General features: G+C 57.3%; 12 protein-coding genes. All 12 read left to right on the top strand.

The window, feature by feature from the left end; translation table 11 throughout:
• On the top strand, window positions 1–314 hold a 314-nt coding region (locus Q7U71_00695; GenBank protein ID MDO9390277.1), incomplete at its 5' end, for a hypothetical protein.
• An 18-nt stretch (window positions 315–332) separates the two neighbouring features.
• The gene (locus Q7U71_00690) at window positions 333–893 is read left to right on the top strand and encodes a nitroreductase family protein (GenBank protein MDO9390276.1); all 561 of its coding nucleotides are present in this window, start codon (window positions 333–335) and stop codon (window positions 891–893) included.
• A 123-nt stretch (window positions 894–1,016) separates the two neighbouring features.
• Window positions 1,017–1,508: a D-glycero-beta-D-manno-heptose 1-phosphate adenylyltransferase gene (gene rfaE2 / locus Q7U71_00685; GenBank protein ID MDO9390275.1), complete on the top strand. Its 492-nt coding sequence runs from the start codon at window positions 1,017–1,019 to the stop codon at window positions 1,506–1,508.
• An 84-nt stretch (window positions 1,509–1,592) separates the two neighbouring features.
• Complete coding sequence (locus Q7U71_00680; GenBank protein MDO9390274.1) at window positions 1,593–2,411, top strand: hypothetical protein; 819 nt, start codon at window positions 1,593–1,595, stop codon at window positions 2,409–2,411.
• A 25-nt stretch (window positions 2,412–2,436) separates the two neighbouring features.
• Window positions 2,437–4,152, top strand: a complete 1,716-nt coding sequence (locus Q7U71_00675) for a proline--tRNA ligase (GenBank protein ID MDO9390273.1) — start codon at window positions 2,437–2,439, stop codon at window positions 4,150–4,152.
• A gap of 209 nt (window positions 4,153–4,361) precedes the next feature.
• A complete protein-coding gene (locus Q7U71_00670; protein ID MDO9390272.1) occupies window positions 4,362–4,946 on the top strand; it encodes a nucleotide exchange factor GrpE in 585 nt (194 codons plus the stop codon).
• A gap of 334 nt (window positions 4,947–5,280) precedes the next feature.
• Window positions 5,281–7,218, top strand: a complete 1,938-nt coding sequence (gene dnaK, locus Q7U71_00665) for a molecular chaperone DnaK (protein MDO9390271.1) — start codon at window positions 5,281–5,283, stop codon at window positions 7,216–7,218.
• 186 nt (window positions 7,219–7,404) lie between these two features.
• Entirely contained in the window at window positions 7,405–8,259 is an 855-nt protein-coding gene (locus Q7U71_00660; protein ID MDO9390270.1) for a hypothetical protein, read from the top strand.
• A 21-nt stretch (window positions 8,260–8,280) separates the two neighbouring features.
• The gene (dnaJ, locus tag Q7U71_00655; protein MDO9390269.1) at window positions 8,281–9,459 is read left to right on the top strand and encodes a molecular chaperone DnaJ; all 1,179 of its coding nucleotides are present in this window, start codon (window positions 8,281–8,283) and stop codon (window positions 9,457–9,459) included.
• Between the two features lie 105 nt (window positions 9,460–9,564).
• On the top strand, window positions 9,565–10,347 hold the full coding sequence (locus tag Q7U71_00650; protein ID MDO9390268.1) for an RsmE family RNA methyltransferase: 783 nt from the start codon (window positions 9,565–9,567) through the stop codon (window positions 10,345–10,347).
• Window positions 10,348–10,352: 5 nt separating this feature from the next.
• Window positions 10,353–12,647, top strand: coding sequence for a M1 family aminopeptidase (locus tag Q7U71_00645; protein ID MDO9390267.1), 2,295 nt, complete (start codon window positions 10,353–10,355; stop codon window positions 12,645–12,647).
• 9 nt (window positions 12,648–12,656) lie between these two features.
• Entirely contained in the window at window positions 12,657–13,214 is a 558-nt protein-coding gene (locus Q7U71_00640) for a CvpA family protein (GenBank protein ID MDO9390266.1), read from the top strand.
• The last annotated feature ends 141 nt before the right edge of the window (window positions 13,215–13,355 follow it).

Here is a 13,355-nt window from a genome sequence, read left to right as displayed (position 1 = left end):
GTTCTGACTTTGACCGCAGGATGAACGAGATACTGGTGGATATAGGTCTGAACGACAAGGAACGCGCAGATTTTATGGAATACTGGCCCAAGAGGATGAATTGGAAGAAAAAATACTGCGTAGCTTATTACCTCAAGCATGAAGAGATAGACAAGGCGGCACCGCTGACTATCTCTAAAACCCCGGAATCCTTGTTGAGGCTGTTCTTCAAGTTTGTGCCCACGGATACACTGGTCACAGTTCCCGAGCCGAAGATCGAGAAATTCCATAGAACCGGCTTTACAGTGGTGGAATGGGGCGGGATACTGGATTGAACCTTGATAGAAAGTAAAATGAACCAAATCTTAGAAACCATAAAGTCCCGGCGCAGCATCCGCCAGTTCAAGCCGGAGCCGCTCAAGGAAGCCGACCTGGCGGCCATCCTGGAGGCCGGGTGTTACGCCCCCAGCGCCATGAACGGGCAGAGCTGGCACTTTACCGTGATCCAAAACAAGGAACTGCTGGACCGGATGAGTGTTCAGGTGCGGGACCTATATAAAGACATCGACAGCCCCCGGATCAAAGAGCGGCTGAAGGACCCCAATTGGCAGGCCTTTTACCGGGCCCCGGCCATGGTGGTGGTCTCGGGGAACAAGGAGCCCAAGTTCCACCAGACCGACTGCGCCGCCGCCACCCAGAACATGCTGCTGGCCGCGGCCTCGCTGGGCATAGGGTCCTGCTGGATAGGGATCATCGCCCAGCTTTTGGACAGCCCGCTGGGGGAAAAGTTCGCCCGGGAGCTTAAGATACCCGAAGGATACCAGCCGCTGTATGCCGTGGCGCTGGGCTACCCGGACGGGGAACCGCCGCAGGCCGCGCCCAGGAAAGAGGATGCGGTGAGGTATATAGGGTAACCAGTCACCAGTCACTGCGAGAATTGCTTGATACGGCGGCAGACGAAGCAGTCTAACTGTTGGATCGCTTCGTTTGACAAGCTCGGAGTCTTTCTCGCGATGACGTTCAGGAGTATAATGAATATGTCAGATAAAACAGCATCACTGTCACAGGCCCAGGAGATCCGCCGGCAGGCCCAGGCCGCAGGCCGGAAGATGGTCTTTACCAACGGGGTGTTCGACATCCTGCACCGGGGGCATGTGGAGTATCTCGAGAAAGCCAGGGAGCTGGGCGACCTGCTGATCATTGGCCTGAACTCCGACTCCTCGGTCCGGCGCATCAAAGGCCCCCGGCGGCCGCTGTGCAGCCAGGAGGACCGGGCCATCGTTCTTTCGGCGTTGGCCTGTGTGGACCACATCGTGCTGTTTGACGAGGACACCCCGCAAAAGCTGATCGAAGTTCTGGTGCCGGACATCCTGGTCAAGGGCGCGGATTACAGCGTGGAGCAGATCGTGGGCGCGGAGGTCGTCCTAAAGAACGGGGGGAAAGTATTGCCGATAGAGCTGACGCCGGGGAAGTCCACCAGCGGGCTGATCAAAAGAATAGTCGCCGCTTATGGGCCGGGTGAAGACTGAATACAGAAGATGGAATGCCGTCTATGCGAGAGTGACTCCTTGATGTGCGAATGAAGCAAACTAACAATATAAAGGAATACGGAAATGAAGAAAACCCTGCTGGCCGCTTTATTGGTAATGGTTATTTCTTCGTGGTGCCTGGCCCAGACCGACAGTTTGCCGGCCCCAACGGCCGAGCCTTGCCAGCCTGCGACATGCAGCGAGCCTTGCCAACCTGCAGCATGCAGCGGACCATGCCAAACCGGGACTTGCGCTGCGCCTTGTCAACCCGTGGTTTGCGCCGAACCCTTTGTGCCCAAGTGGGCGGTGGGGATGAAAGCATCCTCATTGACTAATTTGCCAGGTACGTTTATTGTAGAAAAACTACTTTTCAACAAATTATCATTAAGCATGGGCTGCACCTATGGCTCAAACAAGTCGGAGTCGCAAAACCGTAGTGAAGACAGCTTAGGCGTAGGTGACACGACATCTGCGAAAAGCAAATATTGGAGCATTACGCTAATACCTGAATTAACCTATATATTTAAAAAATCATCCGGTTGGTCTTATGCCGCAAACGGCAGCATCAGTTATTACTACTATAACAGAAAAGAAGAAAATTATTATGGTAACTATTATTACATGCCGCGCCAAATCACCGAGACAGAAGAAAAACAGGTCTCATTGTCTGTAGGTTTATCAATAGAAAGGCAAATTAAGATAAAAAGCAAAGAAATGTCCATAGGCTTAGCAACATCCTTTATAAATTTATCCACAAACAAATACAGTAATATTACTAATTATTACGATGATAATTTTGTTTATACCGGAAGATATGTTTATGATAGAAACACTCCATGGGGTGTTTCTATTACAAATCCCCTAAGGGCCGGCGCATCCATTTCTATTAAATACTGGTTTTAATAATAAATATCAGGAGGCTACTTAATTGCTCTGGAGTAAAGCGTTCATACCCACGTTAAAGGAAGTCCCGGCCGAGGCCGAGATGATCAGCCACCAGCTTATGCTGCGGGCCGGCCTGGTCCGCCAGTTGACCGCAGGGGTCTACGAATACCTGCCCCTGGGTTGGAAGGTGATGCTGAAGGTGATGAAGATCGTGCGCGAAGAGATGGACAAGGCCGGGGCCCAGGAGATATATCTTCCCGCATTATGCCCGGCCGAGATCTGGCAGGAGAGCGGCCGATGGGAAAGTTTTGGCGACGAGATGTTCCGCTTAAAGGACCGCAAGAAGCGGGAATACGCCCTGTGCCCCACCCACGAGGAGGTGATCACCGACCTGGCCCGGGCCCAGCGCTTCAGCTACCGCGACCTGCCCCAGAACTGGTACCAGATGCAGGTGAAGTTCCGGGACGAGCCCCGGCCCCGGGCCGGAGTGATCCGGGTCCGGCACTTTACCATGAAGGACGCCTACAGCATGGACCGGGACCAAAACGGGCTGGACCAGTCGTACCTGTCCATGCGCGAGGCCTATAAAAAGATCTTCGCCCGCTGCGGCTTAAAATACTTCATCGTGGGCGCCTCCTCCGGCCTGATGGGCGGCAGCGGCTCCCAGGAGTTCATGGTCCCCTCGCCCTCGGGCGAGGACACCTGCGCGGTCTGCGAGGCCTGCGGCTACGCCGCCAACATCCAGATCGCCTCCTCCAAACTGCAGGCGCCGAAATATCAGGATATACCGCTGCTGGAGGTCTCCACTCCAGAGAAACGCACAGTGGAGGAGGTTTCACAGTTCCTGAAGGTCCCCGCCTCCCAGCTGATGAAGAGCCTGCTGTACATGGCCGACGGCAAGCCGGTGTTCATATTGGTCCGCGGCGACGACGAGGCCAACGAAGACAAGTTGCAGAAGGCCATCGGCACCGCCACCTTCCGCCCGGCCACCCCGGAGGAGGTGCTTAAGCACACAGGGGCAAACGTGGGCTTCATCTCGCCGGTGGGGGTCAAGGGCGTCAGGATCATCGCCGACCATCTTTTAAAGGACGCCACCGGGCTGGTCTCCGGAGCCTGCAAGGACCACTTCCACTACCAGGGCATCAGCGTCAACCGGGACCTCAAAGTCGACGAGTACGCCGACATCAGGACCATCAAGAACGGCGAGCCCTGCCCCGAGTGCGGCAAACCCATGGGCCTGACCCAGGCCATAGAGCTGGGGCACATCTTCAAGCTGGGCCTCAAGTATTCCCAGGCCCTCAACGCCAACTTCACCGACGAGGACGGCACCCAAAAACCGCTGGTGATGGGCAGCTACGGCATCGGGATAGACCGGATAGCGGCCTGCGTCATAGAGCAGAGCCACGACAAGGACGGGATCATCTGGCCGGCGGCGGTGGCCCCCTACCAGGTGCTGATCACCCTGCTGGGCGAGACCACCAGCGAGGCCGGACAGCTGGCCCTGAAGATCCACGACGACCTGATCCAGGCCGGCTTCGACGTACTTTTGGACGACCGCCCGGAGCGCCCCGGCTTCAAGTTCAAGGACGCCGACCTGACCGGCATCCCGGTCCGGATCAACGTGGGGGAAAAGGGCCTGCGGGAGGGAATGGTGGAGATCCGCCAGCGCAAGGACGGACAGGTGACCAAGGTCCGGCCCGAGGAGATCAAGCTCAAGCTGCAGGAACTGACCGTCGCCCAAATCTGGCCGGGCAGATAGGTCCAAGGGCCGCAGGGCTTTATTATTGCTTGACAAAATACCAATAAATGATTATATTTATTTAACGGATACTCTTACCAAACCAACCACGGAAACACGGAAAACGGAAATTCATCACGGAATGATCCTTTATTCGGTGTTTCCGGCCTTCAGTGATTCCGTGGTAAAGGTCCATGCTAAATTCCGTGGACTCTACAAGGAGACGATTTGTGACCGAGGAAAACAAGGGAATGATAATGTACCGCAAGCTCAGAGGCCGCTTGAAGGAGCTGATGGGACAATCCAACCTGTACCGCCAGATGGCCGACGAGAACTTTGACAAGTATCTGCGGGCCATGGCCGACCTGGACAATTACCGCAAGCGCACCGCCAAGGAATACCTGGAGAAGGAGGGCGACGCCAACCGCAACCTGGTGGCCAAGGTCCTGCCGGTGCTGGACAACCTGGACCGGGCCCTGAGCTCGTCCAGGGAACTGTGCGAACGGGACGAGAGCTTCCGATCTTTCTACCTGGGCGTTCAGATGATAGACCAGCAGATCCACAAGATACTGGAGGCCGAGGGACTGTCCATCCTCAAGAGCGAGGGCCAGCCCTTTGACCCCAACAAGCACGAGGCGGTGCTGGCGGTGGAGAGCCGGGAGCACCTGCCCGACACGGTGCTCAACGAGGTGGAAAAGGGATTTTTGTTCCGGGATAAGATCCTGAGGCCGGCCCGGGTGACGGTTTCCAAGCTTCCGGCCGGAAACGCAGAAACCGAGGCAGACCAGCCAAACGATCAGAATGACGAACAGTGAGCAGGGATAGGAACCGGACAGGAGCGCCTCCGCTGAAGCTATGGCGCTTGAAGAAGCCCGGCTATGAAGCGTAAGCGGATTCACATGATTTATTTTGCCTGCGGGAGTTGCCCACTAAAAACACGAAAGGGCGCTAAAATATAAATGGACAAAAGGGGTCTGAGCGAGTCTGTGAAATACTTTTTTAAACTCAGCACAACGTCAACAGACGAAAATTGTACCTGGGGTATTATATTTTGTGAATTTTGTGCACATTCGACAAGCTCAGTGCACACGTTTTGTGGCGAATAAAAAATAAAAAGCAGTTTAGAAATAAAAAGGAGACGGAGACAAAATGGGTAAAGTAATAGGCATTGACCTGGGAACCACCAATTCCTGCGTGGCAGTGATGGAGGGCGGAAGCCCGGTGGTGATCCCCAACCAGGACGGGATGAGGACCACCCCATCGGTGGTGGGCTTTTTAAAGACCGGTGAAGAGGTGGTGGGCATGGTGGCCAAACGCCAGGCCATCACAAATCCCGAGAACACCGTTTATTCCATCAAGCGCTTCATGGGGCGCCGTTATAACGAAGTGGATTCGGAGCTGAAGCTGGTGCCCTACCAGGTCTCGGAAGGCCCGCACGGGGACGCCCGGGTGAAGATCGGCGACAAGGTCTACTCCCCGCCGGAGATCTCGGCCAAGATCCTGCGCTATCTTAAGGAATCGGCCGAGGCCTACCTGGGCGAAAAAGTGACCCAGGCGGTGATCACCGTTCCGGCCTATTTCAACGACGCCCAGCGCCAGGCCACCAAGGACGCCGGCCAGATCGCCGGCCTGGAGGTGCTGCGCATCATCAACGAACCCACCGCCGCCAGCCTGGCCTACGGCATGGACAAGGAAAAGGCCCACAAGATAGCGGTCTATGACCTGGGCGGCGGCACCTTCGACGTCTCCATCCTGGAGCTGGGCGAGGGCGTGTTCGAGGTCCGCTCCACCAACGGCGACACCCACCTGGGCGGCGACGACTTTGACCAGAAGATCATCGACTGGCTAGTGGAGGAATTCAAGAAGGCCCAGGGCATCGACCTCAAGGGCGACAAGATGGCCCTACAGCGCCTGAAGGAGGCGGCCGAAAAGGCCAAGTGCGAGCTGTCCTCCACCATGCAGACCAACATCAACCTGCCGTTCATCACCGCCGACGCCTCCGGGGCCAAGCACCTGGACCTGACCCTGACCCGGGCCAAGCTGGAGCAGCTGGTGGACGACCTGATCCAGCGGACCATCGGACCCTGCCGCCGGGCCATCGAGGACGCCGGCCTCAAGGTCACCGACATCAACGAAGTAGTTTTAGTGGGCGGCATGACCCGGATGCCCAAGGTCCAGGACATAGTCAAGCAGGTGTTCAACAAGGAACCCCACCGCGGGGTGAACCCCGACGAGGTGGTGGCGCTGGGCGCCGGCATCCAGGGCGGCGTGCTGGTGGGCGACGTCAAGGACGTGCTGCTGCTGGACGTGACCCCGCTTTCTTTGGGCATCGAGACCCTGGGCGGGGTGATGACCCGGCTGATAGAGCGCAACACCACCATCCCCACCCGCAAGAGCCAGGTGTTCTCCACCGCCACCGACAACCAGCCGGCGGTGTCCATCCACGTGATGCAGGGCGAGCGGGAGATGGCGGTGGACAACCGCACTTTGGGCCGCTTTGACCTGGTGGGCATCCCGCCGGCCCCCCGGGGCGTGCCCCAGGTGGAGGTCTCGTTCGACATCGACGCCAACGGCATCCTCCACGTCTCGGCCAAGGACCTGGGAACCGGCAAGGCCCAGAGCATCAAGATCACCTCTTCCTCCGGATTGAGCAAGGAGGAGATCGACCGGATGGCCAAGGACGCTTTGGCCCACTCGGCCGAGGACCAGAAGAAGCGGGACGAGATAGAGACCCGCAACAAGGCCGACGGACTGATCTACAACACCGAGCGGATGATGAGGGAATACGGCTCGCAGATCTCGGCCGACGACCGCAAGCGGATCGAGGACGGCGTCGCCCGTCTGCGCAACACCCTGGGCCGCGAGGATGTCGAGGCCATCAAGAGCGCCACCGAGGAGCTGAACGTGGCCTCCTACAAGATCGGCGAGGCGGTGTACGCCAAGGCCAAGGACCAGGGAGCCCAGCCGGGCGGACAGTCTGACGGCGGACCGGGACCCGAGGCGGCGCCCGGACCGGAAGCAGGGCAGGCCAAGCCCGAAGGCCCGGAGGACGCGGATTACAAAGTAGTGGACGACGAGAAGAAATAACGGCCCGGTAAATTTAAAACGCAACGGGGGAGATAAGCCTTGTCAAAAAGGCTTCTCCCCTATTTGCGTATTTATGAGGATATGTGAAACAGTCTTGAACTCAACCCCGGCCCTTCTCTTTTAAAGAGAAGGGAGCAAGGGATGAGTTAAGTTGTAACCCAAATATAACTGTTTAGAGGTATCAAGATGAAAACCCGAAGCAGTATCTTTGTCTTGACGCTGATACTGGCCATATCCGGCTGTTCCAAGGACGAACCCACCGCCACCGGCGGCGGAAGCGCTCTGATAAGCAGTTATCTGATGCCGGATTCAGTTGGGCAAAGCTGGCATTACAATGGTTATGAAACAATTCTCTATTATGATACCTTGGGTATCAGACAAGACAGCACCACCTATTCCCGTTCCATGGATATCAACATCATCAGCCGGGATACTATAAACGGATATCAAACATTCACAGTAGAACTACATAATTATTTCCCCAATGACAGTAGTAATTACCGTGATTCCGATGGAAGAGTTAGATATGCCCAAAATGATACGTTATTAGCCGAAGTGGCTTATACCATTGGCGCACCTACAGGGTTCAAACAGAAAAAGATAGGGCAGATAAAGTGTGGCGGTAAGATATTTAATAACATTGAGGAATTGAGGAATGCAGTGTTGTATGGTAGCAGTTTCCAAGGGAAATACGATACGACGCTTGTCCAATATAACCCACCAAGGATAGTACTTGATTATCCTCTTTCAGCGGGTAAGGAGTGGGTTCATTATGATTTGGCATGGTTGAGCCACCGAAAAGTTGAAAGAACAGAACGGATAATAGTAAATGGCCAAAGCGAATATTGCTGGAAAATAAAGTCACTATTAGATGTTGATGGGGACGGAAACTGGGATACTGATATCGTTTGGTATGACTGGTATAATGGCTCAGGTATGGTAAAAAGGCATATGGAAATTTACTGTATATGGACAGGCATGTTAGGCGAAAATTTGGGAAACTTTATTTTCATAGATCATTACGAACTGGCAAATCCATAAACTACAGCATAGATAGTGCACATGACCCCCACCAAAAACGACTACTACGAAATACTGGGCATCCCCAAAAATGCCACAGAAGACCAGGTAAAGCAGGCCTACCGCAATCTGGCCAAGAAGCACCATCCCGACATGAACCGGGAGAACCCCAAGGCGGCCGAGGAGAAGTTCAAGGAGCTCTCGGAAGCCTACGAGGTGCTGATGGACAAGCAGAAGCGGGCCAACTACGACCAGTACGGCCACGCCGGGGTGGACCCCAGCTTCGGCCGGGGCGGCTTCGACTTCGGCCGGGACTTCACCCACGCCGATGACATTCAGGACATCTTCGGCTCCATGTTCGGCGGCGGGGGCGGCGGGAATTCCATCTTCGACATGTTCTTCGGCGGGCAGGGCCAGGGCCAGGGCGCACGGCGGCGGGGCCGGAACGAGCGCCGGGGCGGCGACCTGCAGATCCGCCTGCCCTTGACTCTGGAGGAGATAGCCTCCGGGGTGGAAAAGACCCTGCAGCTCAAGCGCTATGAATCCTGCCCGGATTGCAGCGGCTCGGGGGTCAAGTCCGGGGCGGACATCAAGGAATGCCCGGCCTGCAAGGGCTCGGGCGAGGTGCGCCAGGTCTCGCGCTCGGTGTTCGGCCAGTTCATCAACGTGGGGACCTGCCCCCAGTGCGGGGGCGAGGGCAAGATCATCTCCAATCCCTGCAAGGGCTGCGGGGGCGAGGGCCGGGTAAAGAAGGACGCCACCATCAAGGTCAAGATCCCGGGCGGGGCGGCCGACGGCAACTACCTGCCCCTGCGGGGCCAGGGCAACATCGGATTGCGGGGCGGCCCGGCCGGGGACATCCTGGTCTATATCGAGGAAAAACAGCACCCGCTGTTCACCCGCCACGGCGACGACCTGCTGGTGGGCGTATCGGTCTCATACGCCCAGGCGGTGCTGGGCTGCAAGATAGAGGTGCCGATGCTTAACGGCAAGGCCGAGCTCTCCATCCCCTCCGGCACGCCCTCGGGCAAGGTCTTTAGGATGCGGGGCAAGGGCCTGCCGCGGCTGAACTCCAGCGGCAGCGGCGACGAGCTGATCAAGGTGGAGGTCTGGATGCCGCAGAAGCTTTCCAGCGAGGAGAAGAAGCTGCTGAAACAGCTGGAGGAACTACAGAAGAACAAGGTGCCGGGGGCCTGTAAGATAGATGTGGATGCCGGCTGATCACTACAATGAAGTTAAGAAGGTCCGAAGGTAAGAAGCTGAGACCACCCGGGCCAGCAGTCGGAGCTTCATAATTTCGCAACTTCCAAACTTCGGCAAGTTATCATGGCAGAATATTTTTACGCTCCGCCGGAGTGCGTCTCCGAGCGGCAGATAGTCATCACCGGCGAGGAGGCCCGGCACATCGCCAAGGTGCTGAGGCACAAGAAGGGCGACATGCTGACCATAGTGGACGGCCAGGGCGGGGAGTACATGTGCTCCATCGCCACGGCCACCGAGCACACGGTGACGGCCAGCATCGTCAACAAGCTGCGCAAGTCACACGAGCCCATCGCCCGGGTCACTTTGGCCCAGGCCGTGCCCAAGGGCCAGCGGATGGATTTCGCGGTGGAGAAGGGGACCGAGCTGGGGCTGTTCGCAATCATTCCGCTGATCACCAAGAACTCGGTGGCCCGGCCCGGCGAGAACGACAAACTGCTGCCGCCGCTGCAGGACGAGGAAGGCCCCGGCCACAAGACCGCCCGCTGGCAGAGGATATCCACGGCGGCCATGAAACAATCACTGCGTTCGGTGCTGCCCCAGATCAGCCAGCCCGAAGAACTCAAGGACCTGATGCAGAGGCACAAGGAATATGACCTGATCCTGCTGGCCGACGAGGGCCAGCAGAAGATCTCGGTGGCCTCGGTTTTCAAGGGGCTGGCCAAAATGCCCCGGACCGTCTTATGCCTGGCCGGCCCCGAAGGCGGGTTCACCCAGGAAGAGAGGGCCCTGGCTCAGAAACATAACGCCCACATCGTCACTCTGGGGCCGCGGCGCCTGAGGGCCGAAACCGCCGGGATCGTGCTGAGCACTTTGATCCTGGCCCAGCTGGGAGAACTGGGAGAATGAGGGAAATGAAAACGAGCAAAATCATCCTGGTACTTTTAACGGCCGCCATCCCGGCCCTGGCCCGGGAGCCAATGGAATCCCGCCCGGTTCCGGGCTTCTTTAAGCCTGCTCCAGTTCACGCCAAGTTCGACTCGGCCCATCAGTACGATGTGCTGAGATACCGGCTGGCGGTGGACCTTCCCATGACCAACGACTCGCTCTACGGGCACCAGGACATTCTGGCGGTCCGCAAAACTACCGGGGACAGCCTGATCCTGAACTGCGTCCGGCTGGAGGTGGACTCGGTCAAGCTGAACGGCAGTCACACCGGGTTCGCCCGCAGCGCCGACACCCTGTCCTTGACGGCGGACTTTGCCGCGGTCGGCCTGGAACAAAGCTTTAAGCTGGAGATATTTTACCGGGGCGGTAATTTCTCCAAGAACGGCGCCAACAAATGGGGGTATTTCTGGTATCCCCAGGGCTACGATGCCAATACCTTGCACACCTCCGGTTATACCATGAGCGAGCCCCAGGACGCCCGGGCCTGGATGCCCTGCTTTGACGAGCCCTGGGACAAGGCCGATTCCGGCTGCAGCATCTCCATCACCCTGCCGGACTCCTTTGCCGCGGCCTCCAACGGCCTGCTGCAGGACACCCTGCGCAGCGGGGACCGGCTGACCTGGCGCTGGCAGGAGGATTCGGCCATCACCACCTATCTGATGTGCTTCACTGCCTCGCGTTTTTCCCTGTGGTCGGACACCGCCCATACTGTTTCGGGGAGGGCCATTCCGCTCAATTACTTCATCTGGCCCGAGGATTCCGCGCAATCGCGCACGGTGTTTGCCACCGTGCCGGGGATGGTCCGCCTGCTGGATTCATTGTTTACCCCTTACCCGTTCAGCAAATACGGGATGGCCGCGGTCTATCCCGCCTGGTTCGGTGGGATGGAGCACCAGACCATGACCACCATCACCCGCTCCTGGCTGCTGGGCAACGTCCAGAAGGGGGTGATCCACGAGCTGGCCCACATGTGGTACGGCGACCTGGTGACCTGCGGTACCTGGCCCGATATCTGGCTGAACGAGGGCTTCGCCAGCTATCTGGAGGCCATCCATTACGAATCGGAAAAGGACAGCGTTCCGGGCAATTACCTGAACCAATATTTCTGGAGGGCGCTGACCGGTAACGCCAACCTCTACCCGGTCTACAACCCGCCGCCCAGCCTGTGGTTCGACTATTCCCTGGTCTACAACAAGGGCGCCTGGGTGCTTCACGGTCTGCGCTGGGTGATGGGCGACCCCGCCTTTTTCCCCATGATGAGGGCCTATACCGACAGCTTTGCCAACGGCAGCGCCGTCACCGCCGAATTCCAGAGGATAGCGGAGCAGCATAACGGCTCATCGCTCCAATGGTTCTTTGATCAGTGGCTGTGCCGGGCCGGGCATCCCATCTACTCCACGGCGATCTACTACAAGACTCAAGGCGACAGCAATTCGGCCTGGGTGAAACTTAGGCAGACCTCCACCACCGGAGAACTTTACAAGATGCCGCTGGCCCTGGCCTGCAGCACCTCCGCAGGATTTGACAGCGTGACCGTGGTTTGGGACAGTCTGACCTCGCAGGATTTCCTGGTTTACGATGACCAGCCGATAGCCAGGATCAAGCTGGACCAGAACAGCTGGGTGCTTAAGGAATGGACTGATTTCCTGCCGGAATTATGGTATCTTGACACTACCACAAAAAAATACGCCGGAAGCGACATTCGTGTTTATTGGCATGATTTCTGGATAGACACAACTTGCGCCGGGTACAACATTTACCGGGCCGAAAACGCAGGCGGACCATTTGCCAGGATCAATTCCAATATCGTATTAGACACTGTTTACACCGACACCACCACCTACGCCGGCACCGAGTATTACTATGCAGTAACAGCGGTCAGTTCCACAGACACCTGTTATGAGACCCGCCAGTCCAACGTTCTTTCCATCGTGGCCGGGCAAGGGGGAGTGGAGGGGGATCCAGGCAATGTGGAACTGATAACAGCGACCGGGTTGTCCCAGAACGCTCCCAACCCCTTCAAACAATTAACCATAATCAATTATCAATTAACAAGACCGGGGCTGGCAACCATCAAGGTTTACAACGTCCAGGGACAATTAGTGAAGACCCTGGTCAACGGCACACAGCCGGCGGGCCGGCACCAGGCGCAGTGGAACGGCCGGGATGAAACAGGGAATAGAACTTCCAGCGGGATATATTTCGCCAGGCTGGAGGCAGAGGGCAGAACCATCACCCGGACCCTGCAGTACATTAAATAGGAGCAAAACATGAACTGGATAGACATCATCATCCTGATCCTGCTGGGGCTGGCGGTGGGCATGGGCTTCAAGAAGGGCCTGGTGCAGGAGATTGTGGGCATCGTAGCCCTGATAGTTGCTTTCTTCCTGGCCCTAAAACTGCATCCGGCCGCCACCGGGGGGCTGGTGAAGCTGTTTCCCAAGGTGCCGCCGCACCTGGCGCCCACCATCGGGTTCGCGGTGATGTTCCTGGCGGCCTTCGGGGCCATTACCCTGGCCGGGTGGCTGCTGTCCAAGCTGATCAAGGCCACGCCGCTGGACCTGGCCGACAAGCTGGGCGGGATGGTGATCGGCCTGCTTAAGGGCGCGGTGGTGATATCCATCCTTCTTCTTCTTCTGACATTCCTGCCCCTGCCCAGGGAGGCTAACCAGAAGCTGGACCGCTCCGGGATGATCCGCTCCATGCGCAAGGTAGCGCCGTGGGTTTACGAAAAGACCAAAGGGCTGTGGCCCAAGGCCCAGGAGCTGTATAAGGAATTTGAGAAGACCCCGGAGCCCAAGAAGGTGGAGGAACTGAAGACGATTTAGTGTAGGGCTTTTTAATGGGACGCAGATCCCCGCAGATAATGTTCAGTGATTAACCAATGAAAAAACCCTCTCCCCTGGTCTACATATACACTCTCAGCGCCATGCTCTTCTGGGGCCTGTCGTATGTCTGGGTCAAGATAG

The organism is bacterium (genome assembly GCA_030655055.1).
In the GTDB taxonomy this organism is placed as follows: domain Bacteria; phylum Edwardsbacteria; class AC1; order AC1; family EtOH8; genus UBA5202.
This window is presented reverse-complemented; position numbering and strand designations above follow the sequence as displayed.

What these genes read in the sequence shown, in the direction of transcription:
- Q7U71_00690 (MDO9390276.1), top strand. Translation starts at nt 333, where the DNA reads ATGAACCAAATCTTAGAAACCATAAAGTCCCGGCGCAGCATCCGCCAG.
- Q7U71_00650 (MDO9390268.1), top strand. Translation starts at nt 9,565, where the DNA reads ATGGCAGAATATTTTTACGCTCCGCCGGAGTGCGTCTCCGAGCGGCAG.
- Q7U71_00640 (MDO9390266.1), top strand. Translation starts at nt 12,657, where the DNA reads ATGAACTGGATAGACATCATCATCCTGATCCTGCTGGGGCTGGCGGTG.
- Q7U71_00660 (MDO9390270.1), top strand. Translation starts at nt 7,405, where the DNA reads ATGAAAACCCGAAGCAGTATCTTTGTCTTGACGCTGATACTGGCCATA.
- dnaK (MDO9390271.1), top strand. Translation starts at nt 5,281, where the DNA reads ATGGGTAAAGTAATAGGCATTGACCTGGGAACCACCAATTCCTGCGTG.
- Q7U71_00645 (MDO9390267.1), top strand. Translation starts at nt 10,353, where the DNA reads ATGAAAACGAGCAAAATCATCCTGGTACTTTTAACGGCCGCCATCCCG.
- dnaJ (MDO9390269.1), top strand. Translation starts at nt 8,281, where the DNA reads ATGACCCCCACCAAAAACGACTACTACGAAATACTGGGCATCCCCAAA.
- Q7U71_00680 (MDO9390274.1), top strand. Translation starts at nt 1,593, where the DNA reads ATGAAGAAAACCCTGCTGGCCGCTTTATTGGTAATGGTTATTTCTTCG.
- rfaE2 (MDO9390275.1), top strand. Translation starts at nt 1,017, where the DNA reads ATGTCAGATAAAACAGCATCACTGTCACAGGCCCAGGAGATCCGCCGG.